Source organism: Rubrobacter taiwanensis, from assembly GCF_004337705.1.
GTDB lineage: Bacteria > Actinomycetota > Rubrobacteria > Rubrobacterales > Rubrobacteraceae > Rubrobacter_C > Rubrobacter_C taiwanensis.
The window spans coordinates 20,601-45,438 of sequence record NZ_SKBU01000004.1; the positions used below are offsets into that span (position 1 = coordinate 20,601).

General features: G+C 66.7%; 24 protein-coding genes, 1 tRNA gene and 1 pseudogene. 15 read left to right on the plus strand and 11 right to left on the minus strand.

Features of this window, described 5'->3' with window-relative positions:
* Positions 1-46: 46 nt before the first annotated feature.
* Positions 47-817 (plus strand): creatininase family protein, encoded by a 771-nt coding sequence (locus E0L93_RS01820; protein ID WP_132687685.1) that lies wholly within the window; start codon positions 47-49, stop codon positions 815-817.
* Between the two features lie 18 nt (positions 818-835).
* Here E0L93_RS01820 and E0L93_RS01825 read toward each other — a convergent pair whose 3' ends face one another.
* Both E0L93_RS01825 and E0L93_RS15980 read right to left on the minus strand, forming a co-directional pair.
* Positions 836-1,045, minus strand: coding sequence for a DUF1059 domain-containing protein (locus E0L93_RS01825; RefSeq protein WP_132687688.1), 210 nt, complete (start codon positions 1,043-1,045; stop codon positions 836-838).
* 208 nt (positions 1,046-1,253) lie between these two features.
* Entirely contained in the window at positions 1,254-3,293 is a 2,040-nt protein-coding gene (locus tag E0L93_RS15980; RefSeq protein ID WP_207890266.1) for a PucR family transcriptional regulator, read from the minus strand.
* Between the two features lie 189 nt (positions 3,294-3,482).
* On the opposite strand from E0L93_RS15980, the pseudogene E0L93_RS16525 reads away from it, so the two are divergent.
* The 3 genes and pseudogenes from E0L93_RS16525 (at position 3,483) to E0L93_RS01850 (ending at position 7,031) form a co-directional block, all read left to right on the plus strand.
* Positions 3,483-4,832: pseudogene (locus E0L93_RS16525) on the plus strand (tannase/feruloyl esterase family alpha/beta hydrolase).
* A 49-nt stretch (positions 4,833-4,881) separates the two neighbouring features.
* The gene (locus E0L93_RS01845) at positions 4,882-6,249 is read left to right on the plus strand and encodes an MFS transporter (RefSeq protein ID WP_243638067.1); all 1,368 of its coding nucleotides are present in this window, start codon (positions 4,882-4,884) and stop codon (positions 6,247-6,249) included.
* Complete coding sequence (locus tag E0L93_RS01850; RefSeq protein WP_207890269.1) at positions 6,246-7,031, plus strand: 3-hydroxybutyrate dehydrogenase; 786 nt, start codon at positions 6,246-6,248, stop codon at positions 7,029-7,031. The genes E0L93_RS01845 and E0L93_RS01850 overlap by 4 nt, the downstream gene beginning before the upstream one ends.
* 51 nt (positions 7,032-7,082) lie before the next feature.
* Here E0L93_RS01850 and E0L93_RS01855 read toward each other — a convergent pair whose 3' ends face one another.
* Positions 7,083-7,964 carry a sigma-70 family RNA polymerase sigma factor gene (locus E0L93_RS01855; RefSeq protein ID WP_243638068.1) on the minus strand — a complete coding sequence of 294 codons (882 nt, stop codon included), beginning with the start codon at positions 7,962-7,964 and terminating at the stop codon, positions 7,083-7,085.
* 260 nt (positions 7,965-8,224) lie between these two features.
* On the opposite strand from E0L93_RS01855, the gene E0L93_RS01860 reads away from it, so the two are divergent.
* The 8 genes from E0L93_RS01860 to pth all read left to right on the plus strand — a co-directional run bounded on the left by E0L93_RS01860 (position 8,225) and on the right by pth (position 14,481).
* The gene (locus tag E0L93_RS01860) at positions 8,225-8,977 is read left to right on the plus strand and encodes a TatD family hydrolase (RefSeq protein WP_165874101.1); all 753 of its coding nucleotides are present in this window, start codon (positions 8,225-8,227) and stop codon (positions 8,975-8,977) included.
* A 7-nt stretch (positions 8,978-8,984) separates the two neighbouring features.
* On the plus strand, positions 8,985-9,737 hold the full coding sequence (gene rsmA / locus E0L93_RS01865; RefSeq protein WP_165874102.1) for a 16S rRNA (adenine(1518)-N(6)/adenine(1519)-N(6))-dimethyltransferase RsmA: 753 nt from the start codon (positions 8,985-8,987) through the stop codon (positions 9,735-9,737).
* The gene (gene ispE / locus E0L93_RS01870; protein WP_132687700.1) at positions 9,734-10,618 is read left to right on the plus strand and encodes a 4-(cytidine 5'-diphospho)-2-C-methyl-D-erythritol kinase; all 885 of its coding nucleotides are present in this window, start codon (positions 9,734-9,736) and stop codon (positions 10,616-10,618) included. Before rsmA ends, ispE begins: the two co-directional genes overlap by 4 nt.
* A 73-nt stretch (positions 10,619-10,691) precedes the next feature.
* A tRNA-Gln gene (locus E0L93_RS01875) sits at positions 10,692-10,762 on the plus strand.
* A 47-nt stretch (positions 10,763-10,809) separates the two neighbouring features.
* A complete protein-coding gene (gene glmU, locus E0L93_RS01880; protein WP_132687702.1) occupies positions 10,810-12,174 on the plus strand; it encodes a bifunctional UDP-N-acetylglucosamine diphosphorylase/glucosamine-1-phosphate N-acetyltransferase GlmU in 1,365 nt (454 codons plus the stop codon).
* A 21-nt stretch (positions 12,175-12,195) separates the two neighbouring features.
* The gene (locus tag E0L93_RS01885; protein ID WP_243638069.1) at positions 12,196-13,206 is read left to right on the plus strand and encodes a ribose-phosphate diphosphokinase; all 1,011 of its coding nucleotides are present in this window, start codon (positions 12,196-12,198) and stop codon (positions 13,204-13,206) included.
* A gap of 24 nt (positions 13,207-13,230) precedes the next feature.
* Positions 13,231-13,893 (plus strand): 50S ribosomal protein L25, encoded by a 663-nt coding sequence (locus tag E0L93_RS01890; protein ID WP_132687705.1) that lies wholly within the window; start codon positions 13,231-13,233, stop codon positions 13,891-13,893.
* 9 nt (positions 13,894-13,902) lie between these two features.
* A complete protein-coding gene (pth, locus tag E0L93_RS01895) occupies positions 13,903-14,481 on the plus strand; it encodes an aminoacyl-tRNA hydrolase (RefSeq protein ID WP_132687708.1) in 579 nt (192 codons plus the stop codon).
* Here pth and E0L93_RS01900 read toward each other — a convergent pair.
* Both E0L93_RS01900 and meaB read right to left on the minus strand, forming a co-directional pair.
* Positions 14,459-15,031, minus strand: a complete 573-nt coding sequence (locus E0L93_RS01900) for a superoxide dismutase family protein (RefSeq protein ID WP_165874103.1) — start codon at positions 15,029-15,031, stop codon at positions 14,459-14,461. The genes pth and E0L93_RS01900 overlap by 23 nt on opposite strands.
* A gap of 84 nt (positions 15,032-15,115) precedes the next feature.
* A complete protein-coding gene (gene meaB / locus E0L93_RS01905; protein ID WP_243638070.1) occupies positions 15,116-16,057 on the minus strand; it encodes a methylmalonyl Co-A mutase-associated GTPase MeaB in 942 nt (313 codons plus the stop codon).
* Between the two features lie 163 nt (positions 16,058-16,220).
* Here meaB and phaQ point away from each other — a divergent pair, with 163 nt between their 5' ends.
* The 3 genes from phaQ to E0L93_RS01920 all read left to right on the plus strand — a co-directional run bounded on the left by phaQ (position 16,221) and on the right by E0L93_RS01920 (position 18,363).
* Positions 16,221-16,631 (plus strand): poly-beta-hydroxybutyrate-responsive repressor, encoded by a 411-nt coding sequence (phaQ, locus tag E0L93_RS01910; protein ID WP_132687717.1) that lies wholly within the window; start codon positions 16,221-16,223, stop codon positions 16,629-16,631.
* 59 nt (positions 16,632-16,690) lie between these two features.
* Positions 16,691-17,041, plus strand: coding sequence for a hypothetical protein (locus E0L93_RS01915; protein WP_132687720.1), 351 nt, complete (start codon positions 16,691-16,693; stop codon positions 17,039-17,041).
* 128 nt (positions 17,042-17,169) lie between these two features.
* On the plus strand, positions 17,170-18,363 hold the full coding sequence (locus E0L93_RS01920; RefSeq protein WP_132687830.1) for a thiolase family protein: 1,194 nt from the start codon (positions 17,170-17,172) through the stop codon (positions 18,361-18,363).
* Between the two features lie 67 nt (positions 18,364-18,430).
* Here E0L93_RS01920 and E0L93_RS01925 read toward each other — a convergent pair whose 3' ends face one another.
* The 6 genes from E0L93_RS01925 to E0L93_RS01955 all read right to left on the minus strand — a co-directional run bounded on the left by E0L93_RS01925 (position 18,431) and on the right by E0L93_RS01955 (position 24,730).
* Positions 18,431-19,624 (minus strand): acyl-CoA dehydrogenase family protein, encoded by a 1,194-nt coding sequence (locus E0L93_RS01925; protein WP_132687722.1) that lies wholly within the window; start codon positions 19,622-19,624, stop codon positions 18,431-18,433.
* Positions 19,625-19,660: 36 nt separating this feature from the next.
* Positions 19,661-21,055 (minus strand): glycoside hydrolase family 15 protein, encoded by a 1,395-nt coding sequence (locus tag E0L93_RS01930; protein ID WP_132687741.1) that lies wholly within the window; start codon positions 21,053-21,055, stop codon positions 19,661-19,663.
* Between the two features lie 107 nt (positions 21,056-21,162).
* On the minus strand, positions 21,163-21,609 hold the full coding sequence (locus E0L93_RS01940; RefSeq protein ID WP_132687744.1) for a putative toxin-antitoxin system toxin component, PIN family: 447 nt from the start codon (positions 21,607-21,609) through the stop codon (positions 21,163-21,165).
* Positions 21,610-21,615: 6 nt separating this feature from the next.
* The gene (locus E0L93_RS01945; RefSeq protein WP_165874105.1) at positions 21,616-21,837 is read right to left on the minus strand and encodes a ribbon-helix-helix protein, CopG family; all 222 of its coding nucleotides are present in this window, start codon (positions 21,835-21,837) and stop codon (positions 21,616-21,618) included.
* Between the two features lie 198 nt (positions 21,838-22,035).
* Entirely contained in the window at positions 22,036-22,305 is a 270-nt protein-coding gene (locus E0L93_RS01950) for a 2Fe-2S iron-sulfur cluster-binding protein (protein ID WP_132687749.1), read from the minus strand.
* A gap of 79 nt (positions 22,306-22,384) precedes the next feature.
* Positions 22,385-24,730: a universal stress protein gene (locus tag E0L93_RS01955; protein WP_132687752.1), complete on the minus strand. Its 2,346-nt coding sequence runs from the start codon at positions 24,728-24,730 to the stop codon at positions 22,385-22,387.
* Positions 24,731-24,838: the final 108 nt, after the last annotated feature.

The following is a 24,838-nucleotide window of genomic DNA, read 5'->3' on the forward strand; positions in this document are numbered from 1 at the left end:
AGAGAAATATATAATCCGGTCGGGTGGCCGGAGGACGGGGAGGCAAATGACCTCGCTTCACCACATGGAACGGATGACCTACCCCCGGATCGGGCAGCTCGCCGCCCGGACGGAGCTGGCTCTCCTCCCGGTCGGCCCGCCGGAGGCGCACGGCCCCCACCTGCCGGTAGGAACCGACCTCCTGGCGGCCCGCGAGCTCTGCGATCGCGCAGCCCGGAAGCTCGCCGCCCGGCGCACCGAGTGCCTGATAGCGCCCCCGCTCGCCTACTGCCTGGCCGAGGCCGCATCTCCCTTCCCCGGCACGGTCACGGTCCGGTCGGAGGTGGTGGCGGCGCTCGTAGAGGACATCTGCCGGAGCCTGGCCCGTTCGGGGTTCCGCCGGGTGCTGGTGGTAAGCGGGCACGCCGAAGGGGAGAACCTGGCGGCGCTGCGGGCGGGAGCCGAACGGGCGGGAGAAGGTGGAGCAGTGGTGGCGGTCTCCCGCTGGTACACGAACGCGCTGCCGGGGCTGCTGCACCTTCTGGACGAGGATCACCCGGAGTGCGATATCCACGCCGGGGAGTGGGAGACGGCACTGGTTATGCTGCGGGCTCCCGAACTCGTGGACGGAGAGGCCCTGGCCTCGCTGCCGGCGAACTGGGAGGCCTGCCGTATCTCCGAGCTCCGGGCGGCCGGCGGGCGCACCTTCCCGGAGCTGGGGGCTCCAGAAGCCTACTGCGGAGACCCGCGCCGGGCGAAACCAGAGACCGCCGAGAGGCTCTACGCGGCTCTCGGGGAGTTCGTCGCAGAAGAGGCCGGCTCCCTGCTCCGCTCCTGAGGCGCAGAGCCGCCTGTTCTAAGCGCCCGAGGGAGCTCTCTTGTCGAGGCCTCCTTCGCCCTCGTCGCCCTGAGTATAGACTCTATCCGAGACCAGGCCCCGGATCTCCTCGTCGCTCAGGTGCATCTCGGGGTGGTCCTCGTCGACGTGCCTGCGCGCCTGCTCCACCAGGGCTTCGTCATCCGGCGCTTCCAGGTGCCTGCCGCACTCGCAGTCCATCGCCCGCATGTTCTCCTCCTTTCCGCCCGCCAGAAGCGATAAAGTGAACCAAATAATTATTCCCCGTCTGGGCGGAGCGTAACCCGGTCCGGGCGGATGTCTTTGTGCCGCTGCACGAACGGCTCGCACAGCACCGAGTAGTGGTTTGCGCCCTTGAGGACCGCGTCTTTGCGTCCGGCGCCCGTTCCATGACTTCCCGGGTTTCGCCGTCTATGCTTCAGGCGCTGCGCACCGGGTTGCGGCGCAGCCAGGCGAAGGCGGCCAGGCTCAGGGCGGTCCGCTCTTTGGGCCGCTCCAGATCCCGGCCCAGGATCTGCTCTGCGCGCCGCACCCTGTAGCGGACCGTGTTCTCGTGCACGAAGAGCCGCTCGGCCGCGGCGCGGGGCGAGCCGAGGGCGAGCGCCAGGCAGAAGGTTCTGGTGAGCTCGGAGCCGTGCTCCCGGTCGTAGGCCAGCAGGGGGGAGAGGAGGTTCTGCGCGAACGCCGCCAGCTCGCCGCCCAGCCGGGGGTTCTCCAGCAGGCTGTCCAGCCCCCAGCTGCTCACCTCCAGGACATAGCGCCCGGCGTCTTCCCGCCGCGCGCGGCGGGCTATCCCCACGGCGTGCAGCAGGGCGTCCTTGAGCTCTCCGAAGGTATCGTAGGCTGCGCCGTGCACCAGCCACAGAGGGTCCGGCCCGAAGTACTTCAGCAGCTCGTCGCGCACGGCCGAGGGCCGGCTGCGCGTCCGGCTCCGGCGCAGCACCACCCCTAGGCCGTCCTCGAGCACGACGAGCGGGTCGCCCAGCAGGTCTAGCACGGCGTCCTCGGCCAGCATCTTGAGCCGGGTGTGCGCCTTTTCCGCGGTCCAGGCGAAGACCCACACCTCGCCCCGGTCCACCGCCAGACCCAGATGGTTCCCCTCCCGGTGCGCTTGCGGGGAGGCGTTCCCCTCCGCTACCCCCTGGAGCCACCGGGAGCGCTGGTGGTTGAGCCGGTTATAGGCGTGCTCCATGCGGTCTATGATCACGCCGGCTGCGACCGCGGCGTCATCGAGCAGGTCGGGCCACTCCGCCAGGGGAAGGTTCACCGAGGGCCAGAGGTACAGGCGGCCCCGGTCTCCGGAGCCGTCCAGCGGAACGGTTTGCGGCGCGCGTCCCGCACAGAGGCGCTCCAGACGGTCCAGGTTGTGGAACACGTACGGACGCTCTCCGGAATCCACGCAGATCGCCGGTCCCCGGACGAGCCGTTCGAGCCACAGCTCTAGATCCCGCACCTGGGTGGAGTGGAGCAGGATCCGGCGCAGCTCGGACTTCACGACCTTCAGGTGATCCCGGCCCGAGACGAACAGGTGCCGGGGAGCCGGCCACAGCTCGGGCACCGGCTCGACGCCGCGGGCCAGACGCAGCAGCAGCGTCCGCCGGGCGGGGGAGAAGGGCGCCACCTCCCGCCGGACGGCGTAGAGTACCGCACCGGTCTGTGGGGTAGAGCTGCGGACCGGGATGGCGAGCACCGAACGGGCCTGCTCCTCGTCGGTGACGTCGCTGACGCCCGGGTAGCGGTAGCGGCAGTTCTGGTAGTCTTCGATCTCGAAGACCGCACCCCCGGCGAACGCCCGTCCGCCGACCCCCTCCCCGAGGGGCAGCTCGAAGCCAAACCCGGCGTCCCGGGCCCCCAGGTGCCACTTCACGTCCACCAGCTCGTCGTGCACGCTGCCCCAGTAGGTGAGATCCGCATCGCCGATCGCTCGCGCCAGGGTCAGCAGTGCGGGCAGTCCCTGCTCGTCCCGATTTCTGAGCGCGTCTGCCAGCTCCTCCTCCAGCGGCGCGCCGCCGCGGAAGTAGAGGCGTTCCAGGTGCTCCACCTCCAGAAACGACTCCAGAGCCTGCCGGAAGCGCTCCAGCCTCTCCGCCCCCGCAAGCCCACCGCGCGGCCACAGAACCCAGAACCCCCGGAGGGCCGCCTCCCGCGGATGGAGAGGGAAGAGGACCGGCTCTATCCCGGGGAAGCAGGGAGCCCGCTGCATGAGCGCCTGAGCCGTGACCTCCGGCGAAGCGTCGAGGCGGGAGCGCAGCCAGCGCAGCAACTCCGCCCGCCGCTCTCCCGCATAGCTCACCTGCCAGGGCGTCTCCCCGTCCAGCCGGGGCCGGATCAGGGCCGTGCCCGCAGCAGAGACCCAGCCGGCAACACCCGCCAGCGCCCGCTCCAGCTCCCCGGCCCGCCGCTCCGGCTCCAGAGCGGCCCGCTCCAGCAGGTTCCAGACACCGCTTTGTTCCGTCATACAAACCCCTGCCCGGAGTTTTGTCTCCGACAACATAGTAACGGATCTTGCCAGAGAGATACAATCCAGGTATTTGGGGAGAGAGGGGTGGTAAGCGTGAAGTCTAACGGCGTTCATCGCGGCAGGTTCGGGGCACGGTTTTCGGCCGTTCTAATAGCGGCGGTTTGTCTGGCGGCACTCTCGGCCGTCATGGTGTGGGAATCCGGCTTGGCGGGGGCGGCTGTGTGCGCGGAGGGGGTGCTGGTGCCGGGCGCGGAGCGGCAGAAGGTGGCGTGTCTGGACGACCTAACGACCGCGGGCACCGAGCGCACGGGGCACACCAACCGTTCCGACTGGGAGGGGCTGCACGCCAGCGGCACCTGGAACCCGAGCGGTGTTCCGGGTGTTCAGATCGACGGCTACTTCCCGGATGACTCCTACTCGAACAGCAACAACGGCTACTTCCACGACTCGCAGTTCGTGATCCGGCTCCCCGACGACTGGAACGGCAAGCTCGTGGTCACCGGAGCTCCGGGGGTGCGGCGGCAGTACGCCAACGACTTCATCATCAGCGACTGGGTGCTGGCCCGGGGCTATGCCTTCGCTGCCACCGACAAGGGAAACACCGGCGTCTTCTTCTACCGGGACGGCGAGGAGCCCGGTGACGCGGTGGCCGAGTGGCACTATCGGGTGGAGGAGCTCACGCTCGCGGCGCAGGCCACCGTCGAGCAGTACTACGGCCGGGAGGCGGAGAGGACGTATATCACCGGCATCTCCAACGGCGGGTATCTCACGCGCTACGCGCTGGAGAACAGCCCTGAGCTCTACGACGGCGGGGTGGATTGGGAGGGGACGCTCTTCCGGGAGGAGGGGCCGAACCTGCTCACGTACCTGCCGGTTGCGCTGGCGAACTACCCGCGCTACGCGGCGACCGGGGACAGGAGGGCTTACCGGGCCATGATCCGGGCCGGGTTCTAGCCGGGTTCGGAGTTCCTGTGGCAGGACCACTACCTCACCTACTGGGACCTGACGCAGCGGATCTACCGGGAGGAGTTCGACCCCGAATACGACGGTGCTCTCGAAGCGGGTATCCCATTCTGCCGGCCCGGCACCCCGAACTGCGACGCCGACTACGACTACGAGGGTCGGCCGCAGGAGGTAAAAGACGCCGTCGGGCGGGTGTCGCTGGACGGGGATATCGGGCGGCCCATGATCACGCTGCACGGCACGCTCGACGCCCTGCTACCCATCGGTCTGCACGCCGACGAGTACGAGCGGCTGGTCAGGGAGGCCGGCAACAAGCGGCTACACCGCTACTACGTGATCGAGGCCGGCAACCACGTGGACTCCTACTACGACAGGTACCCGGACCGGCTGCGCCCGATCCTGCCCTGTTACCGGGCGGCTTTCGAGCTGATGGAGCGGTGGGTCGAGAGCGGCCGGAAGCCTCCCGGCAGCCGGTTCGTACCGAAGCCGGAGGGCGGGGACGTCGTCAACTCCTGCTCGATAGGAGGTGTTAGGAAGGAGAAGGGGGGAAAGGGGCGTATGAGGGGCGGGTAATCGGAGAGCGGGGAATTTGGGGGGCTCTAAACTCGACAGGAGGATGTGTATGGAGAGAGAAGGCGGACAACGGGCAGTTCAGGGTGCAGAGATCCGGAAGGTCGCACTGGCCAGCTTCATCGGGACGGCCATCGAGTGGTACGACTACTTCCTGTACGGCACGGCGGCGGCGCTGGTCTTTGGCGTACTCTTCTTCCCGGAGTTCGATCCCCTGACCGGGACGCTGGCGGCGTTCGCGACCTTTGCGGTCGGGTTCTTCGCCCGGCCGGTGGGCGGCATAATCTTCGGCCACTTCGGGGACCGGATCGGGCGCAAAACGATGCTGGTGATCACGCTGATGATCATGGGCATCGCCACGTTTCTCATCGGGCTGTTGCCGACGTATGCCCAGATAGGCATCTGGGCTCCGATACTGCTCGTCACGATGCGTATCCTGCAGGGGCTCGCTGTCGGGGGAGAGTGGGGCGGTGCGGTCCTGATGGCCGTCGAGCACTCGCCGCCCGGCAGGCGCGGGTTCTACGGCAGCTGGCCCCAGATGGGCGTTCCGGCGGGGCTGTTGCTCGGGACGAGCGCCCTGTACATCTTCGCCGCGCTGCTGCCGGAGGAGGCGTTTCTGGCCTGGGGCTGGCGCGTGCCGTTTCTCCTTAGCATAGTGCTGGTGGGTGTGGGGCTGTACATCCGGCTCTCCATCTCGGAGTCGCCGGCCTTCCGGCGTGTGCGGGAGAGCCGCACGGAGGCCCGGATGCCGATCATAGACGTGCTGCGCACCTACCCGAAGTCGGTCCTGATCGCGATGGGTCTGCGGGTGGCGGAGAACGGATCGTTCTACGTGTTCAGCGTCTTCGTGCTGGCCTATGCCACCCAGCAGCTGGGGCTGCCGAACAGCATGATCCTGGCCGGTGTCATGATCGCCGCGGCGATCCAGCTCTGCACCATTCCGGCTTGGGCTGCGCTTTCTGACAGGTTCGGCCGCCGGCCGGTGTACCTGGGCGGTGCGGTCTTCTCGCTGCTCTTCGCCTTCCCGTTCTTCTGGCTCGTCAACACCAGCGTCAATGTGCTTATCTGGCTGGCGATTGCGCTGGCACTCGCCGGCGGCCACGCTGCGATGTACGGGCCGCAGGCGGCCTTCTTCTCCGAGCTCTTCGGCACGCGGGTCCGCTACAGCGGGGCCTCGCTCGGCTACCAGCTTGCCTCGGTCTTTGCGGGCGGCCTCTCGCCGTTTATCGCCACGGCGTTGCTGGCGTGGGCCGGCAGCTACTGGCCGGTCGCCGTGTACCTCGGCTTCATGGCCCTCATAACCATCGTGGCGGTGGTCCTGGCGACCGAGACCTTCCGGGAGGATATAGCGGCTGACCAGCAGGAGGAGCGGCAGCTGATCGCCGAGCGCAAGGGCGGGGTCGCCCGGGAGGGGGCATGAGCGGGTTCTCTGTAGGGATGAGCTCCGCCGCCTCCGGCGTGAATCTCTCGGGCCGCCGGGCGCTGGTGACCGGGGGGGCGAGCGGTATCGGGAGGGCTTGCGCCGCGCGGCTGGCCCGCGCGGGTGCGGAGGTCACGGTGCTGGACCTGGACGGCGAGGCTGCTGAGGAGGTGGCCGGCAAACTCGGGGGAAAGGCCGTGCGGGCCGATCTGTCCGATCCCGCCGCGCTGGACGGGCTGGAGGTGGAGGCAGAGATCGTGGTCAACAACGCCGGTCTGCAACACGTCTCGCCCGTCCAGGAGTTTCCGCCGGAGAAGTTTGCGGCGATGCTGCGGGTGATGCTGGAGGCGCCGTTCAGGATCGTGCGCGCCGCGCTGCCGGGGATGTACGAGCGGGGCTGGGGCCGGGTGATCAACATCTCCTCGGTGCACGGTCTGCGGGCCTCGCCGTACAAGTCCGCGTACGTCGCGGCCAAGCACGGGCTGGAAGGTTTCTCCAAGGTGGTCGCGCTGGAAGGGGGGCCGCACGGCGTGACCTCCAACTGCGTCTGCCCGGCGTACGTCCGGACGCCGCTGGTGGAGGGGCAGATCTCGGACCAGGCGAGGACGCACGGCATCCCGGAGGAGCGGGTGATCGAGGAGATCATGCTCACCGAACCGGCCATAAAGCGCCTGATCGAACCCGAAGAGGTCGCCGAACTCGTCGTCTACCTCTGCTCCGATGCAGCCTCGTTCATGAACGGAGCTTCGTTGGTGATGGACGGAGGCTGGACCGCCCGGTGAGAAAGAAAGGGCCGCCGGAGAAACCCGGCGGCCCCTCTTCTCCACAAGCTTTTACGCCGCGTTGCGCCCGGCCTGACCGAGCTCGCCGGAGCGCAGCATGTGTTCGGCCTCCCGCTGCAGCTGCCGCACGCGCTCCCGGGAGACGCCCATCTCGTCGGAGAGCTTCGCCAGCGTGGCGGGCTCGCGGCTATCCAGCCCGTAGCGCCGCACCAGCACGTGCCGGTGCCGGTCGGGCAGGCGCTTTATAGCCTCGGAGAGCAGCTCCGTCTCCATGCCCCGCACCACCTCGGAAGCGGTGTCGGAGCTCCGCTCATCCTCGACGAACTCGCCCAGCTCGGAGCCCTCCTCCTCGGAACCGCTGGTGAGCGGGCGGTTGAGGCTGGTGGCGTCGGCCATGGCGCTCTTGACCTCCTTGAGCTCCTCCACGGACCAGCCGAGCTGCCCGGCCACCTCCTCTTCGGTAGCATCCCGGCCGAGCTCGGCGGAGAGCTCGTTCTGGGTCCTGATAACCTTCCGGATCTTCTCGCCCATGTGTACCGGGACCCTTATGGTGCGGCCCTTGTCGGCCACGGCCCGCTGCACCGCCTGCCTTATCCACCAGGTAGCGTACGTGGAGAAGCGGTAGCCCCTTTCGGGGTCGTACTTCTCCACGGCCCGCATCAGGCCGATATTGCCCTCCTGGATGAGGTCTTCGAACGGCAGGCCCATCCCCCGGTACTTCTTGGCCACGCTGATGACCAGCTTGAGGTTCTTCTCGATGAGCTTCTTCCTCGCCTGCCGGTCACCGCGCTTGGCCCGGCGGGAGAGCTCTATCTCCTCCTCGTGCGTGAGCAGCTTGCCCTGATCTATGCGGGAGAAGTACGCCGGGATGAGCTCCGGCGTCTCCTCCGGCCTCTTCTGCTGTTCGCCGAGCATCTTCTTCAGATCCTCCATCTTATATAACCTCCTTATCCCGAAATCTGCTTCTCAAAACACCGCAACCCCCCCGCAGCAATAACCGCCCAGACCCGGCGCCACTCTTCCTGCCGGCCTGCGCGTCATTATCGAGTTAGATGCGGCTGGGTGCTGATCTGTACTCTATATACCACCTGCGCGAAGAAAATAAACATAGCACAGAGGAACGATTTGTCAAGGCGATGGAGCTGCGGCCTTTCTCGGGATTCGGGGCTTTGCAATAATGCCGGGGTATGTATGTGGATTCTCACACGCACCTCCTGCGGCTGGAGCGACCGCCCGGTGAGGCCGTGCGGATGGCCCGGGAGGCGGGGGTCGGGGCCGTGGTCAACATCGGCACCGACGTCGAGGACTCGCGGCGGGGTGCGGAGCTGGTGACCGCGCTGCCGGGCGTATATTCGGCGGCGGGCATACATCCCCAGAATGCGGGCAACTACACGGCGGAGGATCTGGAGGCCCTGGCCGAGCTTCTGGAGGAGCCGGGGATCGTGGCGCTTGGGGAGGTAGGGCTAGACTACTACCGGGAGTACTGGTCGAAGGAGGTACAACAGGCCCTATTTGAGGATGTGATCTCACTCGCCAACGACACACGCATCCCGCTCATAATCCACAACCGGGAGGCGTTCGACGACACGATGGGTTGTTTGAGCCGCGCCCGTGTCCCGGTGGTGCTGCACTGCTTCGAAGGCGGTGAGCGTGAGATCCGGGAGGCCGGTGAGCGCGGCTACTACATCGGGCTGGCGGGCAACGTTACGTTCCGGAAGAGCGTCACCGCCGGGTTCCTTCACCTTATAGACCCCGGGCGGCTCCTGATCGAGACCGATGCTCCCTACCTGAGTCCCGAGCCCGTGCGGGGCACCAGGAACGAGCCGAAGAACGTGGTTTACACTGCCCGCTTTATCGCGGAGCGGCTGGGGATGAAGCCTGAGGAGCTGGGCAGGATGACGGCCCGCAATGCCCGGGATGTATTCGGCCTGCCCCTTGAAGTCTAGAGGGAGATTGAGTTTCCCGAAGAAACGGCTGGGCCAGCACTTCCTGAAGGACCCCAACATCGCCCGCATCGTGGCGGAGGGCGTGGGGGAGGGCGACGTGGTGCTGGAGATTGGGGCGGGGAGGGGGGCGCTCACGGCCGTGCTGGCGGAGCGGGCCCGGCTGGTGCACGCTGTGGAGTTAGATGCGGAGATCATCCCGGAACTGGAGGAGGCCGTGCGGGGGTTTGCGAACGTGAGGATCCACCAGGCCGACGCTCTCACCTTCGACTACGGACGGCTGGATCCGCCTCCGGTCCGTCTGGCGGCGAACCTGCCCTACAACATCGCCTCGCCGCTTGTGCTGCGGTTGCTGGAGGAGGTAGGGTGTTTGCGCATCCTCCGGTTCATGGTGCAGCTGGAGGTAGCGCGGAGGATGGCCGCTGCGCCCCGGAGCAAGGACTACGGCTCGTACGCGGTGCTGGTGCAGCTTCTGGCACGGGTGCGGGTGGTGCACCGGGTCTCGCCCCGCGTCTTCGAACCGCCGCCACGGGTGTGGTCGGCCGTGGTGGAGCTGGAGCGCCGGGGGCCGGTCCCGGAGGATTGCGGCCGGATCAGGGAGCTCGTGCTCGCCGCCTTCTCCAGCCGGCGCAAGCGTCTGGTAAACAACCTGCCGGACCGGGAGGCCGCCGGGCAGGCGCTGCGGGATCTGGGGTTCGGGCCAGACGTTCGGGCCGAGGAGCTGGAGCCGGAGCAGTTCGCGAGGCTGGCCGGGGCGTTATGACGATCCGGCTGTTGGCGCGCGCCAAGATCAACTACGCTCTGGAGGTACTGGGCTCCCGGCCGGACGGATACCACGAGCTCCGAACCGTCCTGCAGAGCATCTCGCTCGCGGACGAGGTAGCGATGAGGCGGGGGGGAGCGGGGTTCGAGCTTGAGGTGGAGCCGGCCGGGATGGATCTCGGTCCGCCGGAGGCGAATACGATGCGCCGGGCGTGGGAGGCGATATGCGGGCTAGCCGGAGAGGAATTGCCGGTCCGGGTACGGGTGCGCAAGCGGATCCCGCCCGGTTCCGGGCTCGGAGGAGGGTCGGCCGATGCGGCCGCCGTGCTCTTCGGGATGAACCGGATCTACGCGCTCGGGTTTCTAGAGGAGCAGCTCTCCCAGGCCGGAGCTCGCGTGGGGGCCGACGTCCCCTTCTGCCTGAGGGGCGGCACGGCGCTCGGGGAGGGGATCGGTGATCGCCTCTCTGTGCTGCCGGCTCCGCCGCCGCACCGGCTCGTCGTCGTCAAGCCCCCGCGCGGTGCGAGCACGGCCCGGATCTACCGGGACTACGACGCAGAAGAACGGGACGGCGTGGAGAGCGTCGGGCCGGTCATAGAGGCGCTGGAGACCGGGAGCCTGAACCTGCTCGCCGCCGCCATCGAGAACGACCTGACCGGCGTGACCGTAAAGAGGGTGCCTGAGGTGGGGGATCTCAAGAGTGATCTGCTGCGGGCCGGGGCGCTCGGGGCGGAGATGAGCGGGACCGGTACGGCGGTGTACGGGATCTTCGCCTCCGGCGAGCTCGCCCGGCGGGCCGCTGCGGCGGTGCGGGCGGACTTCGCCGGCGTCTACGAGCCGGTGCAGCGGGGGATTGAACGCCTCGGCGAGGAGATAAAATAGCGGGGAGAACCGGGTGGCTGCGGGCCTGAACCTCGCGGTCTATATCCGGTATAATCCGCCGCGTTGCGGGCGTTGGGGCGTAGCCAAGTGGTAAGGCGCCGGGTTTTGGTCCCGGGATCGCAGGTTCGAATCCTGCCGCCCCAGCACTCCCTGCTTTGCAGGTTCCATCGGGCAGAGGAGTTCACGGACTCATGACGCACGACAGGCCGCTCTTCGTCGCCGTACTGGCGGCCGGCAAGGGCACCCGGATGAAGTCCAACCGGGCCAAGATGCTGCACACCCTATGCGGCGTGCCGATGGTCAACTACGCCATCTCCGCGATCCTCCCCCTCAGGCCCGAGCGGTTGCTGGTCGTGGTGGGGCATCAGGCCGAGGAGGTAAGGGCCGTGCTACCGCCGGAGGCCGTACCGGTCTTCCAGGAGCGGCAACTGGGCACCGGGGATGCGGTAAGGGTCGCGCTGGAGGAGATCGAGGCCGAGGAAGGGACGTTGCTGGTTGTGAACGGCGACGGCCCGCTCATCTCCGAGCGGACGCTGCGGGAGCTGCTGGAGCGGCACCGCTCCGCCGGGGTAGGGGCCACGGTGCTGGCGGCTGAGCTTCCAGATCCCACGGGTCTCGGGCGGGTCACCGAAGACGCCGGCACGGTGCGCATCGTAGAGGAACAGGAGGCCACGCCGGAAGAACGCGAGAACCAGCTCGTCAACCTGGGGCTCTACGCTTTCGAGCTGCCCCTGATCCGGGACGCTCTGAGCCGGATGGAGCGGCAGGACGGCGAGGGCGAGCTCTACCTGACGGACGCGCTGGAGATCATCGGGCGGCGGGCCCGCGCCGTGACCTACCGGCTCAGGAACCTGGAGGAGGCGCACCTGGTGAACAACCGGGCGCAGCTGGCGAAGGCCGAGGAGATCCTCCGGCGCCGCATTCTGGACGCGCACATGGTCGCCGGGGTGACGGTGCGCGATCCCGTCTCCACCCATATAGAGGCTTCGGTAGAGATCGGGCCGGACACCATCATCCTGCCCGGGACGCTTCTGCGGGGCAGCACGAAGATAGGCTCTGACTGCGTCATCGGCCCGTCCACGGACCTGGTGGACACGGTCGTGGAGGACGGGGCCGTGGTGGAGCATTCGGTCGGCCGCGGGGCCCGCATCGGCGCGGGAGCGACCGTAGGACCCTTCTCCTACCTGCGGCCGGGCACGGTGCTGGGCCGGGGGGCGAAGGTGGGGTCCTACTGCGAGATCAAGAACAGCCGGGTAGGGGCCGGGAGCAAGATCCCGCACCTCAGCTACGTGGGGGACGCCGAGATCGGGGAGGGTGTCAACCTCGGTGCGGGCACGATAACCGCCAACTACGACGGCAGGAACAAGAACCGCACCGTCATAGAGGACGGCGTGTTCACGGGCGTAAATACGAATTTGATCGCGCCTGTTACAATAGGGCGTGGAGCCTATCTCGGAGCCGGAAGCGTTGTGAACAAGGACATCCCGCCGGGCAAGCTGGCCGTCGGCATGCCCGCGCGGGTTATCCGGGACATCTCCGGCGGCGAAAGAGATTGAGGGGGGGACGGTCAGCGGAATATGGAGGCGGAGATAGAGATGCGCAACGGGTATCTGTCGCAGGCCGCCGAGCGGAGACTTATGCTCTTCTCCGGGCGCGGATACCCCGAACTCGCGGAGAAGATAGCCGACCGGCTGGACATTCATCTGGGCGAGGTCGAGCTGAGGCAGTTCGCCAACGGGGAGATGTACGCCCGGTATCTGGAGAGCATCCGCGGCTCGGACGTCTTCATCGTCCAGAGCCTCTGCGACCCCGTCAACCAGAACCTGATGGAGCTGCTCATCATGATAGACGCCGCCAAGCGCGCTTCGGCGGCTAACATCGTGGCGGTGATCCCGTGGTACGCCTACTCCCGTCAGGACCGCAAGACCAAGCCGCGCGAACCGATAACGGCCCGGCTGGTTGCGAACATGATCCAGACCGCCGGGGCGGACCGCGTGATGACCATGGACCTGCACGTGGGACAGATCGAGGGCTTCTTCAACTTCCCGGTCGATCACCTGACCGCGATGCACACCTTCGTGGACTACTACATCGACCAGGGTTTCAAGGGAGCCGGGGATGCCGTGGTCGTCGCTCCGGATACGGGAGAGGTGAAGCAGGCCAAGCTGCTGGCCGACCATCTGGGGCTGCCGTGGGCTATCCTGAGCAAGACGCGCCGCGGACCCGGGGAGTCGGAGATCACGCACGTCATAGGCGAGGTCGAGGGCCGGCGCGCCATCCTGATAGACGACATAATCGCCACCGGGGGGACGCTCTGCAACGCGGCGGAGCGGCTGATCCGGGAGGGGGCGACCGAGATCTACGCCGCCGCCACCCACGGCGAGTTCTCCGGCAGTGCCTACGAGAGGCTGGAGGAGTCCGTGATCCGCGAGATCGTGGTGACCGACACGCTGCCCTTGAAGGCCGACCGCCCGACGTCTAAGATACGGACGCTTACGATCGCTCCCATTCTGGCGAATACGATACGGAACGTATTTCTGGGTGAGTCCGTGAGCGCGGTGTTCATGGGCGAGAACCAGCTCTTCTGAACGGAAAAGGTTTGGTGATCGGTTATGGCGAACGTTCATCTGGAGGCTCTGGACCGCAACGAGAGCGGCAAGAACGCCGCCCGCCGCCTGCGGCGCAGCGGATTCGTGCCCGCGATCCTCTACCGGAAAGGGGAGCACAGCGCGAAGCTGGCGGTGAAGGCGAAGACGGTGGACCAGACGCTCTATCGCCTGGGCGACAACGCCATCTACGAGATTGAGGACGAGCGCGGCAAGTCGGTGACGGCCCGGATCATAGACCTGCAGCGGGACCCGATCACCGACCGGTTGCTGCACGTGGACTTCGTGCCGGTCATCATGACCGAGCGCATCGAGGTCACCGTCCCGATCACGATCGTAGGCGAGGCTCCGGGCGTGCAGGAGGGCGGCGTTCTGAACCAGGTCGTCTACGAGGTGCAGGTCGAGACGCTGCCGGGGAACATACCGCAGGAGCTGGAGCTGGATGTCTCCGGGCTGGGGATGAACGAGAACCTGACGCTCGCCGACCTGAAGCTCCCCGAGGGCGTGACCCTGCTCTCCGATCCGGAAGAGGTTGCGGTGACCATCAGCCCGCCGACCGAGATCACCGAGGAGGAGATGGAGGCCGCGGGCGTCGTCGAGGAGCCGGCCGAGGAGGAGCCGGCCCCCGAGGCCGAAGAGGAGGCCGCCGAAGGGGAAGAGGAGGAGTAGACCGCAACCGTGGCAGCGGATGCTCCTTCTGCGGGCGGGGGGCCTCTCCGGCCCCCCGTCGTCGTCGGGCTGGGCAACCCCGGACCCCGGTATGCCGGAACCCGGCACAACGCGGGCTTCCTGGTCGCCGACGAACTCGCCGGGCGCCACGGCGGCCGCTGGAAGCGCGTGAAGCAAGCCGAGGCAGCCTCGGTGATGATCGAAGGCCGGCCGGCCGAGCTCCTGAAGCCCCGAACCTACATGAACGAGTCCGGCCGGGCTCTGGGCGGCTACCGGGCGGATGAGCTCATCGTCGTGCACGACGATCTGGACCTGGATGCCGGGGTCGTGCGGGTCAAGGTCGGGGGCGGTGCCGGCGGGCATAACGGGCTGCGCTCAATCATCGCCCGGCTCGGCCGCGACTTCGTGCGCGTGCGGATCGGGGTCGGACGGCCGCCCGCGGGAGTAGACCCGCGGGACTACGTGCTCTCGAAGATGGACCCCGCCCTGCGGGAGGCGATCCCGCGCGCGGCCGACGCGGTCGAGGCCGTGATCCTGGAGGGGCCGGAGGCCGCGATGAACCGCTTCAACGTCCGGGTCCGCGGGTAGCGAGCGCCCTTACGGCGAGGGCCCCGATCCCGATCAGCGCCACAATCCCCGCCGGCAGGAGCGGGGAGATGCCGCCGGTTTCGTGCAGCGTCTCCTCACCGCCCGGTGTACGGATCGGGATGAGATCCGCGCAGGCGATCCCGGGCGGCACCTCGTCTCCCCGCGCAGCGTGGACGTCGACGTAGCGCGTGGTCTCACCGGCGAAGAGGCCGGCGAGCTCCACTCCCTCAAGCATGGTCGTGCCGGCCCCGGCGCCGTCCTCCCCAGCTACTACGGGCTCCAGGGAATGCTCGACCGGTCCCTCCTGACCGGCGCGGCCGGCGGTGCAGGTTGCGTCCCGGTGGATGTGCGCGGGGTACTCCGCCCCGCTCTCCGGCAGGTTCGCCACCTCCAAGGTCACCTCGACGCCGCCTTCGACGGCGGTGAAGGTGACGGTCCCGCTCACTTCCTGCCCGTCGACCGGTGTCAGCTCCAGCGTCCTGCTGCCTGTATCCTCCTGCGCGCCTCCGGTGCCGGCCACCGCTCCTGCGGCGAACACCAGCAATGCCACCAGGGCCGGAAGAACACCCGCCGGAACGATTCTGGACGCATAAACCAATCTCTCACCCCCCAGTCTCCGAGAACCCCGCCCCCGCTATTGCACCTCCCGCAGCAGCCTCTCCGCCGCGGTAATGGGGTCCAGCTCGCGGGAGTACACCCGGTTCATGAGCTCGGAGTTCTCACGCGAGAGCCGGCTCTGAAGCTCTTCCTCCAGCCGGGAAGAGGCCCAGGAGATGACGGTGCCCTTAAGAGACTCGCGGCGGCGGGTCTTGAGCTCGCCGCTCTCCTCCAGAAAGGCGCGGTGCTCCTCGATCTTCTCCTTGAGCTCCTCTACGCCCTCGCCGCTGTCCCCCCGGGTCATGACGATGGGGGGGACCCACGGCCGCGGGTTGAGCTCCTGCCCGATCTCCAGGATCGAGCGCACCTGCGCCGCCGTGCCGCGGGCCTGCGGATGGTCGGCCTTGTTGACACAGAAGATGTCCGCGACCTCCATCACGCCCGCCTTGAGCGCCTGCACCGCATCGCCGGAACCGGGCTGAAGCGCTACGACCACGGTGTCCGCGGCCGAGGCTATCTCAACCTCCCCCTGCCCGACCCCGACCGTCTCGTAGAGGACGAGGTCCACGCCATAAGCCTCCATCGCCAGAGCGCCGAGCTTTGAGGTGGCCGCCAAGCCGCCCAGATGCCCCCGGCTGCCCATCGAGCGGATGTAGACTCCCCTGTCCAGAAAGTGTTCGGCGAGCCGGATGCGGTCGCCCAGGATCGCACCCTGCGAAAACGGACTGGAAGGGTCTACCGAAACCACCCCGATCTTAAGCCCCTCCCGCCGGTACAGCTTTATGAGCTGGCCGATCAAACTGCTCTTCCCAACCCCCGGCGGACCGGTGAACCCCAGACTGTACGCCCCCCCCGTGCTCGGATAGAGCTCGGAGATTATCTCCGGCGTCTCCGGAGAACCGTCCTCGATCTTGGATATGACCCGCGCCAGCGCCCGCCGGTCGCCGCTCCTCAAACGCTCGATCAAACCGTTCTCCACCAATTCCTACCGCCCGCTCCCAGAGAGTCGCAGCCTGCAAAACCATAGTCTACCCAAAACCATCCCCCGGTTTCCCGCACAAACGATCCGGGAAATTTCTAAATAAATGAATCCTAACCCTTGACAGCTTGGTATATATATGTAGAATGCACATAGACTGAGTATGGCTGAGAAGGACGACAAGGACAAGAAGGCTCGGGAAGAGGAGCTTCGGGAGAAGGCCGGCAAGGCCAATGCCCGGCCGAAGAACTGGATGGTTCCCTTTCTGTTGCTCTGTTTGAGGGAGTGGAACTCCTACGGGTACGAGCTGATGGAGCGGATGACGGCCTTTGGGTTTGGTGCGATGAACCCGGGCACCCTTTACAGGGTGTTGCGTCAGATGGAGAGGGATGGGATGGTCAGTTCGCGGTGGGAGACTTCCGGGGATGGTCCGGCGCGGAGGGTGTACTCGATCACGGACGTGGGCGAGGCTTACCTGAGGTTCTGGGCCGACTCTCTGGAGCAGTACCGGAGGATGACCGACACGTTCTTCAGGCTGTACACGGGCCGGTCGCCGGAGCGAGAGGAAGAGTAGGGCGACCGGCGGCTTTTCGGGCAGCGAGTTCTGCGGGAGACCGCAAGAAAGGAGAAGTAATGGCCGACAAGAAGACCGAGCAGAAGGCGGAGAAGATGAACCGGGCCGCTGAGGATCTGGCCGTGGCGACGCGCGACTCTTACAAGATGGTCGTGGACAACCTTGTGGCTCTGCAGGAGCGGAACGTGAAGTTCGCCCAGAGCTGGGTGGAGAACGCTCTTGAGGAGTATCGCAATCAGGCCGAGGCCAATCGGGCTACCGCGCAGGCTCTGGTCGAGCACACCCGGAAGCAGCGGGACGCCTTTCAGGCTCTGGTTCAGGAGTCGGTGGACGCCTACATGGACTATCTCTATGCCCCGCTCGCCTATTATGAGGAGGGGCTGAAGGAGGCCGGGAAGGTCACCAAGTAACGCCGGAGAGGCGGGGAGATTTGCGGGGGCCGGATGCGATCTGCGTCCGGCCCTTTTTCCATTTACGCGCTTTGGGGTATCCTTCCGGATAAGGACATCCGCAGGAAAGGAGGAGCCGAGTGAACGCTGTGAACGGCAGCGAGATCGTAGTCTCCACCCCCTTGAGGACTGCCATAGGTACCTTCGGGGGAGCTCTCAAGGACGTACCTGCCACCGAGCTTGGGGCCACCGTGGCGCGTGAGGTCGTCTCCCGCGCGGGCATAGAGCCTGAGCGCGTGGATCAGGTCATCGTAGGCAACATCCTCTCGGCGGGGCAGGGCATGAACCCCGCTCGGCAGGTCGGCATGTACGCCGGGCTTCCGGTCACGACCCCCGCCATGACCCTCAACCGGATGTGCGGCTCGGGTCTGCAGGCGATAGTCTCCGCGGCGCAGGAGGTCGCTCTGGGCGACGCCGAGGTGGTGCTTGCGGGCGGCATCGAGAACATGGACCGGGCGCCGTTCCTTCTGCCCAAGGGGCGCTACGGCTACCGGATGGGGATGCCGGGCGCCGAGATCTACGACCACATGGTCTACGACGGCCTCTGGGACATCTTCAACGACTACCACATGGGGACCACGGCCGAGAACGTCGCCGAGAAGTACGGCATCAGCCGGGAGGAGCAGGACGCCTACGCCGCGCGCAGCCACCAGCGGGCCGCGAAGGCCATGGAGGAGGGGTACTTCGCGGACCAGATCGTGCCCGTTGAGGTCAGGCAGAAGAAGGAGACGGTGCAGTTCACCACGGATGAGCACGTCCGGCCGAACGCCACCGTCAAGGGGCTCGGCAAGCTCAGGCCGGTCTTCAAGAGGGACGGGACGGTGACCGCCGGCAACGCCAGCGGTATCAACGACGGGGCGAGCTTCACGCTCGTCACCACGGCCCGGAAGGCCGAGGAGCTGGGCCTTCCGGTCGATGGGAGGCTGGTCTCCGCCGCGGTGGCCGGGGTGGACCCCTCGATCATGGGGACGGGCATGATCCCGGCCTCGCAGGCCGCCCTGAAGAAGGCCGGGCTTACGGTGGACGATCTGGACATCGTGGAGGCCAACGAGGCTTTCGCCTCCATCGCGGTCGCCGTCGGGCGCGAGCTGGAGGTCCCGGAGGAGAAGCTCAACCCGCTCGGCGGCGCGGTCGCTCTCGGGCATCCCATCGGGGCCACGGGCGCCATCCTGACGACCAAGATCCTGCACGAGCTGAAGCGCCGCAACGGCCGCTACGGTCTCGTGACCCTCTGCATCGGCGGCGGCATGGGCATCGCCGCCATCTTCGAGCGGGCCGCTTAGTAGAGGAGCGTCACAGAGGTAACCGGAGGGGGGGCGGGAGGCCGCCCCCCTCCCGCCGCGCGTTCTCTTACTGGGCGGGGATCTTCTCTCCGGCGGTGTGCCCGGCCTCCTCCTGCAGCAGGGAGCGGGCTATGATCTGGCGGTTGATCTCGCTCGTTCCCTCGCCGATCTCGTTGATCTTCACCTGCCGCCAGTAGCGGGCCACGGCGTTCGTCTCCATGAATCCCTCGCCGCCCCAGATCTGGACCGCCCGGTCCGCGGCTCTTTTGGCCGTCTCGGAGGCGAAGACCTTAGCCATGCTGGCCTCGCGCGAGAAGGGCCGGCCTTGATCCTTGAGCCAGGCGGCCTTCAAGACCATGTTGCGTGCCAGCTCGATCTCCATCGCCATGTCGGCGAGCTTGAACTGGATGGCCTGAAACTCGGAGATCGGGCGCCCGAACTGCCGGCGGGATCTGGCCCGCCTGAGGGCCTCGTCGAAACACGCCTGCGCCAGCCCGACGGAGAGGGCGCCGACCGCGACCCGGCCGCCGTCCAGCGTGCTCAGGAACTGGCGGAAGCCCCGGCCGCGTTCGCCCAAAGTGTTCTCCTCCGGCACCCGGCAATCCCGGAAGTAGAGGGGGCGCTGATCCGAGGCGCGCCAGCCGGTCTTCTCGTAGCCGGGGCCGCGGGTGTAGCCGGGCGTGTCCTGCGGCACTATGATCGCCGTCAGCTCCGGCCGGCCGTCCCCGCGCGTGCCGGTCCGGGCGATTATCGTTACGCCGGCGGTGATGTCCGTGCCGCCGTTGGTGATCCACTTCTTCGAGCCGTTGATGACCCACTCGCCGCCCTGGAGCTCGGCGGTCGTCTCGGTGCCGCCCGCGTCGGTCCCGGCGTTCTCCTCGGTGAGCCCGAAGGCCCAGAGCCGCCGCCCGCCCTGGATGATCTCGCCCAGATAGCGCTCCTTCTGCTGCTGCGTGCCGAAGTTGAGGAGCGGAGCGCAGCCCAGAGAGATGTGAGCCTCCATGGTTATGCCGACCGAGGTGTCGGCCCGGCTGATCTCCTCCAGCGCCAGGTTGTAGCCTACGAAGTCTCCCCCGCTGCCGCCGTACTCCTCGGGGATGGTCAGGCCCATGAGCCCCAGATCCGCCATCTTCTCGATTATGTCGTAGGGGAATCTCTGCTCTCTGTCCAGCCGGGCGGCCCGGGGGGCTATCTCGTCCCGGGCGAACTCGCGGGCGAGTTCCCGCCACTTGCGCTGCTCCGGGGTTGTGTCGAAGTTCATCCGCTCCTCCTGACCGGTAAGCCGCGTTCGCGGAGCCTATCTCTCTTCTGAAGGATTATGCCGGGTGTCCCGAACTCCCGCTACGGGCACCGGCAGCCGCTCCTCCCGGGCCGCGAGCGTCAGCAGCACGACCGCACCGGTCCAGCCGAGCGGCGCTACCGAGACGGGCCGGCCGTCCGCCGCGACCTTCTCCGGGAAGCTGCCGGTAGGTGCGCGGTGCTCTGCCAACCACCTCAACCAGCGCCCGGCGGCAACCTCGTCGCCACCAGCGGCGGCCGAGAGGGCGAAGAAGGCCGTCTCGGGCGTCCAGGCTTCGTTGAAGCGCCAGTTCTCGCCGGGCCGGAGACCGCCGTTGGTGGCCGCGAGCCCGGAGATGGCTGCCTCTATGGACCGCCGGACCTGCGGGTCTTCCGGTGCGAACGGCGGCCCTAGCCACGCCACTGCCGAGTCGGCGCCACTCTCCGGGTCGGGGGTGCGGGAGTAGCCGTTCGGGGCGAAGCTGCGCTCTATGGCTGCGTCCAGCTCCACCGCAGCCGCCGCGTACCGCTCCGCGGCCCGTCCTTCACCGAGCCGCCGGGCGAGGTCCGATGCGGCCCTGAGGCCGGTCAGCAGGGGCGCTGCGGTCCCGAGGTTCGGCTCCTCCGTGGGCGTCTCCCAGTAGTCCGGACCGGGGGGCGGGAGGCCGTCCCGTCCGAGCGAAGCAGCGGCGGCGCCGGCCGCCTTCCGGGCGGCGGGCCACAGCTCTCTCCCGATCTCCCACTCGCCCATCTTAGAGCAGAACCATACCGACCATAAGAACCAGCCGTTGCCGTCTAACTGCGGGGCCCGGCCGTCGGCCACGGGCTCGCCGGTGATGTGGTAGCGGGCCTCCCAGGTGCCGTCTTCACGCTGCACGCTGGCGAGGAAGTGCAGGATGCTGCGCGCCTCCTCCCGGTGACCGGTGACGGCGAAAGCGGCCGCCGCCCAGCTCGCATCCCGGGGCCAGACGTAGTTCCAGCCCGGATGTGGGGCCGCGATCGAGGCCCCGTTGGGCCGGGTCAGGAGCCGCAGGTCCAGCAACGCCCGCTCGGCCAGCGCGCGTTCGGCCTCGTTCGCGCCGGGAATGTTGCCGCTCCGTAGCCAGGCCCGGCTCTCCCGGATGGCCTCCCGCGCGCCCGGATCGGAGGCCGGTACGCGGACGAGGCCGCTCTCTCCGGACGGCAGGTAGAGGAGGTCGCCGCCCGGCAGCCGCAGCACGCTGCTGCCCGGCAGGTATCGGGCTCCCTCAGCCTCGGAGGGATAGACCGGTGCGAAAGATTCGAGCGAAGAGTGATCGCCGGTGATCCCTACCGGCTTCGGAGGGGCGTGGTCGCGCTGGAGAGCCCCGGTGCCTAGGAGCAGCAGGAGGAAGATCAAGGCCCCTCCCGTAGCCCGGCGTACCAGATGCCGCACCCGGCTCCTGCTACTCAGGCATCGAGCACCACGTCGGAGAGGGGGCTGCTGGTGCATATGAGGCGGCAGCCCCGCTCGAGCTCTTCGTCCGGGATGGTGAGATTCGTTCAGTCTCCGGGGAAAGAGGTCAGGAAGTCTCTAAGGGTGGTAATAGATATTCCCTGGAACGACCCGAGAGGTAGTAAGTGCTTTTTGTCTCCGGTCACGACGAGTTCTGCACCGGCGGCAAGAGCGCACTCCAGAACTCTATTGTCCGCCGGATCGTCTTCGACCATGTCCACCGAATCTTCCGGCTCATGTACCCTGCCGGAGATCCTGCGGATCTGATCCACCGCCCGCCCGATCTTGTCCTCCTCCCAATCGAACTTCTCGCGCAGGATTCGCCCGACCTCGTCCAGAATGAACGTACTTACGTGCAGCTCTACCACCCCTCTTCTCACCAGGGAGTAGGCATGGTCCGCTGTACCACCGGGCCAGTTGTACGCCGCTACCAAAATGTTGGAGTCGAAGACAACCTTGGGAACCCTCCTGCTTTGCTCGTGGCTCGTAGACAGAGGCCGCTACCTCTCCGAATACAGAAACTCGAACAGCTCCTCCTCGCTCTCGAACCTGCCCCGCGATTGGATGGTCCCATACCTCTGTAACCGCCGGAACTCTTTCTCCTCCCGGTAGTCCTCGTAGACTCGTACCATCTCCCGGAACAGCTCGCTCGCTCCCATACTTTGCTCTTCCGCCAGCTTCTTGAACTCTCTCTTCGTCTCCGGCGGTACTGAGAAGCTCATAACTTCCGTCTTCCTTCGGCTCATCCTGATGAGCTCCCTTCTATCCGATCACGAAGTGTAATACTAAGTATTACACAAAATCCCGGCTTGTCTGTGGCAGAGTTACGCTTGACGGCGCGGGCTTCGAAAGGAATGTATACGGTTGTCCGCTCTCCGGTGCCGGTTAGCTACGGATAGAGGATCGGGAGTGATTATCCATCAGGCATCGAGCACCACGTCGGAGAGGGGGCTGCCGATGCATATGAGGCGGTAGCCCTGCTCGAGCTCTTCGTCCGAGATGGCGAAGGCCAGATCCTGGTCTATCTCTCCCTCCAGGCACTTCTGCATGCAGGTTGTGCAGGTACCGCTGCGGCAGTCGTACGGAAGATCCAGTCCCTCCTCCTCTGCGCGCTCCAGGATGTACTCGTCCTCACCGCACTCGAAGCTTACACCGCTCCGCTTGAATATCACCGTGTGCTTCTTCGCCATTTCCTTCCTCCGCGCCCGAGAAGGCCCCGGCGCCTGGGGGGCGGGCCGGGGCCTCCGGTCTTACGCCTTTGCCTCTTCTCTATACCTGCTTGACCTCGAAGTCCTCGGCCGGTGCTCCGCACACCTCGCACTCTTCGGGCGGCTGGATTCCCTCCGACTCCTCGCCACAGACGGTGCAGACCATCGTCACGGTGAGCGTCGGGTGTGGGGCCTCGCCCTCCTCGGAGGAGATGGTCTCCCCGGTGTCACGTGCCAGCTCGGCGATGGAGATCTTACCCGTTATAACGTCCTCCATCGTGTTGCGCGCCCCCTCGAGCGCCTCCTCGATGAGCGGCAGGTCTATCTGCCGCACGCCCTTCTCACGCGCCAGGTTCTCGGTCATGTTGCGCGAGATGTTGCGCATGAAGCCCTTGGGGACGCGCTCCAGACGCGCTACGGCGTCCTCCGTCCAGGCGAACTGCTTCGAGCCGCCCTCCGGAACCTTCTCTCCGGCTTGCTTGAAGGCCTTGTGATCTACCGGGCACTTCTCGCCGGTCTCCTGCTCCACCTTCTGCCTGGCGTGGCTGACCGGGCAGCCGCCGGACTCGCGCTGCGGGTAGACGCGGTTCCCTTCGGTGTTGAGCCGTACCTCGGTCTCGTAGTAGTCGCGGCCGGTCTCCTCCCGGTAGCACTGCTCGACGTACTCGCGGGTGACGGTGGTGTAGCCCTTCTTGAGCGCGCTCTTCTCGGCCCGCGCCCGGACCCGGCGCTTGACCTGCCACTCGTCGAGCGTATCCAGCAGGCGCTTGGCATCGTCCGTCCACAGCAGCTCCCGCCCGTCGTATACCTCAGAGCGGTTCAGGTTCTCGTCGTCGGAGGCCCGGGCTATCTCCCGATCGACCGGGCGGAACTTTATGGCCTCAGCGCCGCAGACCGGGCACTTAACCGGCTTGCCCTTGGCCACGTAGTTGCAGACCTCGCACTCGTAGCGGTCTTTCCCCTGCGCGGCACGGTCTATCTCGCTGCGCACCTCTTCGGAGATACCCGCTATGTCGCCCTGATCCTCGGCCTTCCCGAAGCCTCCGCGGCCGCTGTTTAGGATCTCGTCCTTCTCGGAGGCGCCGTTCTCCCGATGGCCGTTTCCGCCACTTGCGGTACGCTCGGTGAAGTCCTGGAAGAGCGAGTCTACCGAGGCGTCCTCACCGGCGGCTTCCCTCCGGCGCATCTCCTCCCCGACGGCGCGCATGGACTCCATGGCACCGGGTGGCAGGATGTTCTCGATGACCTCGTCGATCACGCTCTCGGTGATGACCGTGTAGCCCTTCTCGATCGCGTAGCGCAGAATGGCGCCGGTCGCCATGCCGACCACGAAGCCCGGCACCCGGTCCATGCGCTCCAGGGCCTCTTTGGTCCAGGTCATGTGCTCCGCGGCAGTGTAGAGGTCCGGAGCCTGATACTCGTAGTTGCCGACCATTACGTTGGTCGGCAAGTACCGCATCATGTTCTCGGCATTGGACCCGATGTCCATGTCGTCGTCGGAGTGGTAGCCGATGCGGCCCATCATGACCAGCGTGGGTTCGACCTCGCGGGTGTACTTCAGAACCTGCTCGAAGGGCTTGCCCGCCAGCAGCGTAGTCTTCAGCTCGACGCCCTCGTCCGCGGCGACCTTCCTGGCGACCTCCAGGTGGGCGGTGTAGATCTTCGCGAGCCCCGAGTCTATGATCTCCTCGTGCAGCTTCTCCTGCTCCTTGAACCTGAAGACTTTCTGCGCCTTGGCAGAGAGCACGCCCGCGATGGAATGGAACATCGCGTAGTGGAAGTACGGGTCGAAGACGCTCACGGCCTCCACGTAACCGTCAAACGCCTTGGCCAGCTCGATGGCCCGCTTGAGCGCCCCCAGAGACTTGGCCGAACCGTCTATGGTGACCAGGATGTGATCGAAGGGCATCCGGTCCAGATCCTTGACGATCAGGAGATCGGCCTTCTTCAGGCGCCGGGCCACCCGCTCGGTCACCGAGCCGAGCACGGTGTCTTTGACGGCGGCCATGCCCATCGCTCCCATGACCACCAGGTCGTAGGGACCGTTGTTCACGTCCTCGACGATGACCTTGAAGTTCTTGCCCTCCAGCGAGCGGCGTACCAGCTCAATGTCGTACTTCTCGCAGAGGGGCTCCAGAACATCTATGTAGGAATCGGTTATTATCTCCAGCCCCTTGGTGATGAGCTGGTCGTGGATCTTGCGCTGGCGCTTCATCTCTTCCTCGTCCCGGAACTCCTCCGGGAGCCCGCTCTCCATCTGCCGGAAGCGGACGTCGTGCATCTTCGCCGCGTAGGCGTGACACCCGGCTACCCGACCCCCGAACCTGCGGGCGACCTCTACCCCGATGACGCTCGCCTGATTGGAGTAGTCCGAGTTGTCTACCGGGACGTAGATCTCTCTGTACATATCGAACCCACTCTCCAGTCTCTAGAGAACGCTGAGACAAGATCCTGACGCCTACCTAGCATACGCACCTACTTTACAGCCAGAGCTCTGCTCCCGCAAATAAAATCG

Bases quoted from the DNA above. Each gene is read 5' to 3' on its own strand.
- glmU (WP_132687702.1), top strand. From the start codon at position 10,810: ATGACGCACGACAGGCCGCTCTTCGTCGCCGTACTGGCGGCCGGCAAG.
- E0L93_RS01890 (WP_132687705.1), top strand. From the start codon at position 13,231: ATGGCGAACGTTCATCTGGAGGCTCTGGACCGCAACGAGAGCGGCAAG.
- E0L93_RS01855 (WP_243638068.1), bottom strand. From the start codon at position 7,964: ATGGAGGATCTGAAGAAGATGCTCGGCGAACAGCAGAAGAGGCCGGAG.
- E0L93_RS01945 (WP_165874105.1), bottom strand. From the start codon at position 21,837: ATGAGCTTCTCAGTACCGCCGGAGACGAAGAGAGAGTTCAAGAAGCTG.
- E0L93_RS01925 (WP_132687722.1), bottom strand. From the start codon at position 19,624: ATGAACTTCGACACAACCCCGGAGCAGCGCAAGTGGCGGGAACTCGCC.
- phaQ (WP_132687717.1), top strand. From the start codon at position 16,221: ATGGCTGAGAAGGACGACAAGGACAAGAAGGCTCGGGAAGAGGAGCTT.
- E0L93_RS01850 (WP_207890269.1), top strand. From the start codon at position 6,246: ATGAGCGGGTTCTCTGTAGGGATGAGCTCCGCCGCCTCCGGCGTGAAT.
- E0L93_RS01950 (WP_132687749.1), bottom strand. From the start codon at position 22,305: ATGGCGAAGAAGCACACGGTGATATTCAAGCGGAGCGGTGTAAGCTTC.
- E0L93_RS15980 (WP_207890266.1), bottom strand. From the start codon at position 3,293: ATGACGGAACAAAGCGGTGTCTGGAACCTGCTGGAGCGGGCCGCTCTG.
- E0L93_RS01915 (WP_132687720.1), top strand. From the start codon at position 16,691: ATGGCCGACAAGAAGACCGAGCAGAAGGCGGAGAAGATGAACCGGGCC.
- E0L93_RS01955 (WP_132687752.1), bottom strand. From the start codon at position 24,730: ATGTACAGAGAGATCTACGTCCCGGTAGACAACTCGGACTACTCCAAT.
- E0L93_RS01820 (WP_132687685.1), top strand. From the start codon at position 47: ATGACCTCGCTTCACCACATGGAACGGATGACCTACCCCCGGATCGGG.
- E0L93_RS01845 (WP_243638067.1), top strand. From the start codon at position 4,882: ATGGAGAGAGAAGGCGGACAACGGGCAGTTCAGGGTGCAGAGATCCGG.
- ispE (WP_132687700.1), top strand. From the start codon at position 9,734: ATGACGATCCGGCTGTTGGCGCGCGCCAAGATCAACTACGCTCTGGAG.
- E0L93_RS01885 (WP_243638069.1), top strand. From the start codon at position 12,196: ATGGAGGCGGAGATAGAGATGCGCAACGGGTATCTGTCGCAGGCCGCC.
- E0L93_RS01825 (WP_132687688.1), bottom strand. From the start codon at position 1,045: ATGCGGGCGATGGACTGCGAGTGCGGCAGGCACCTGGAAGCGCCGGAT.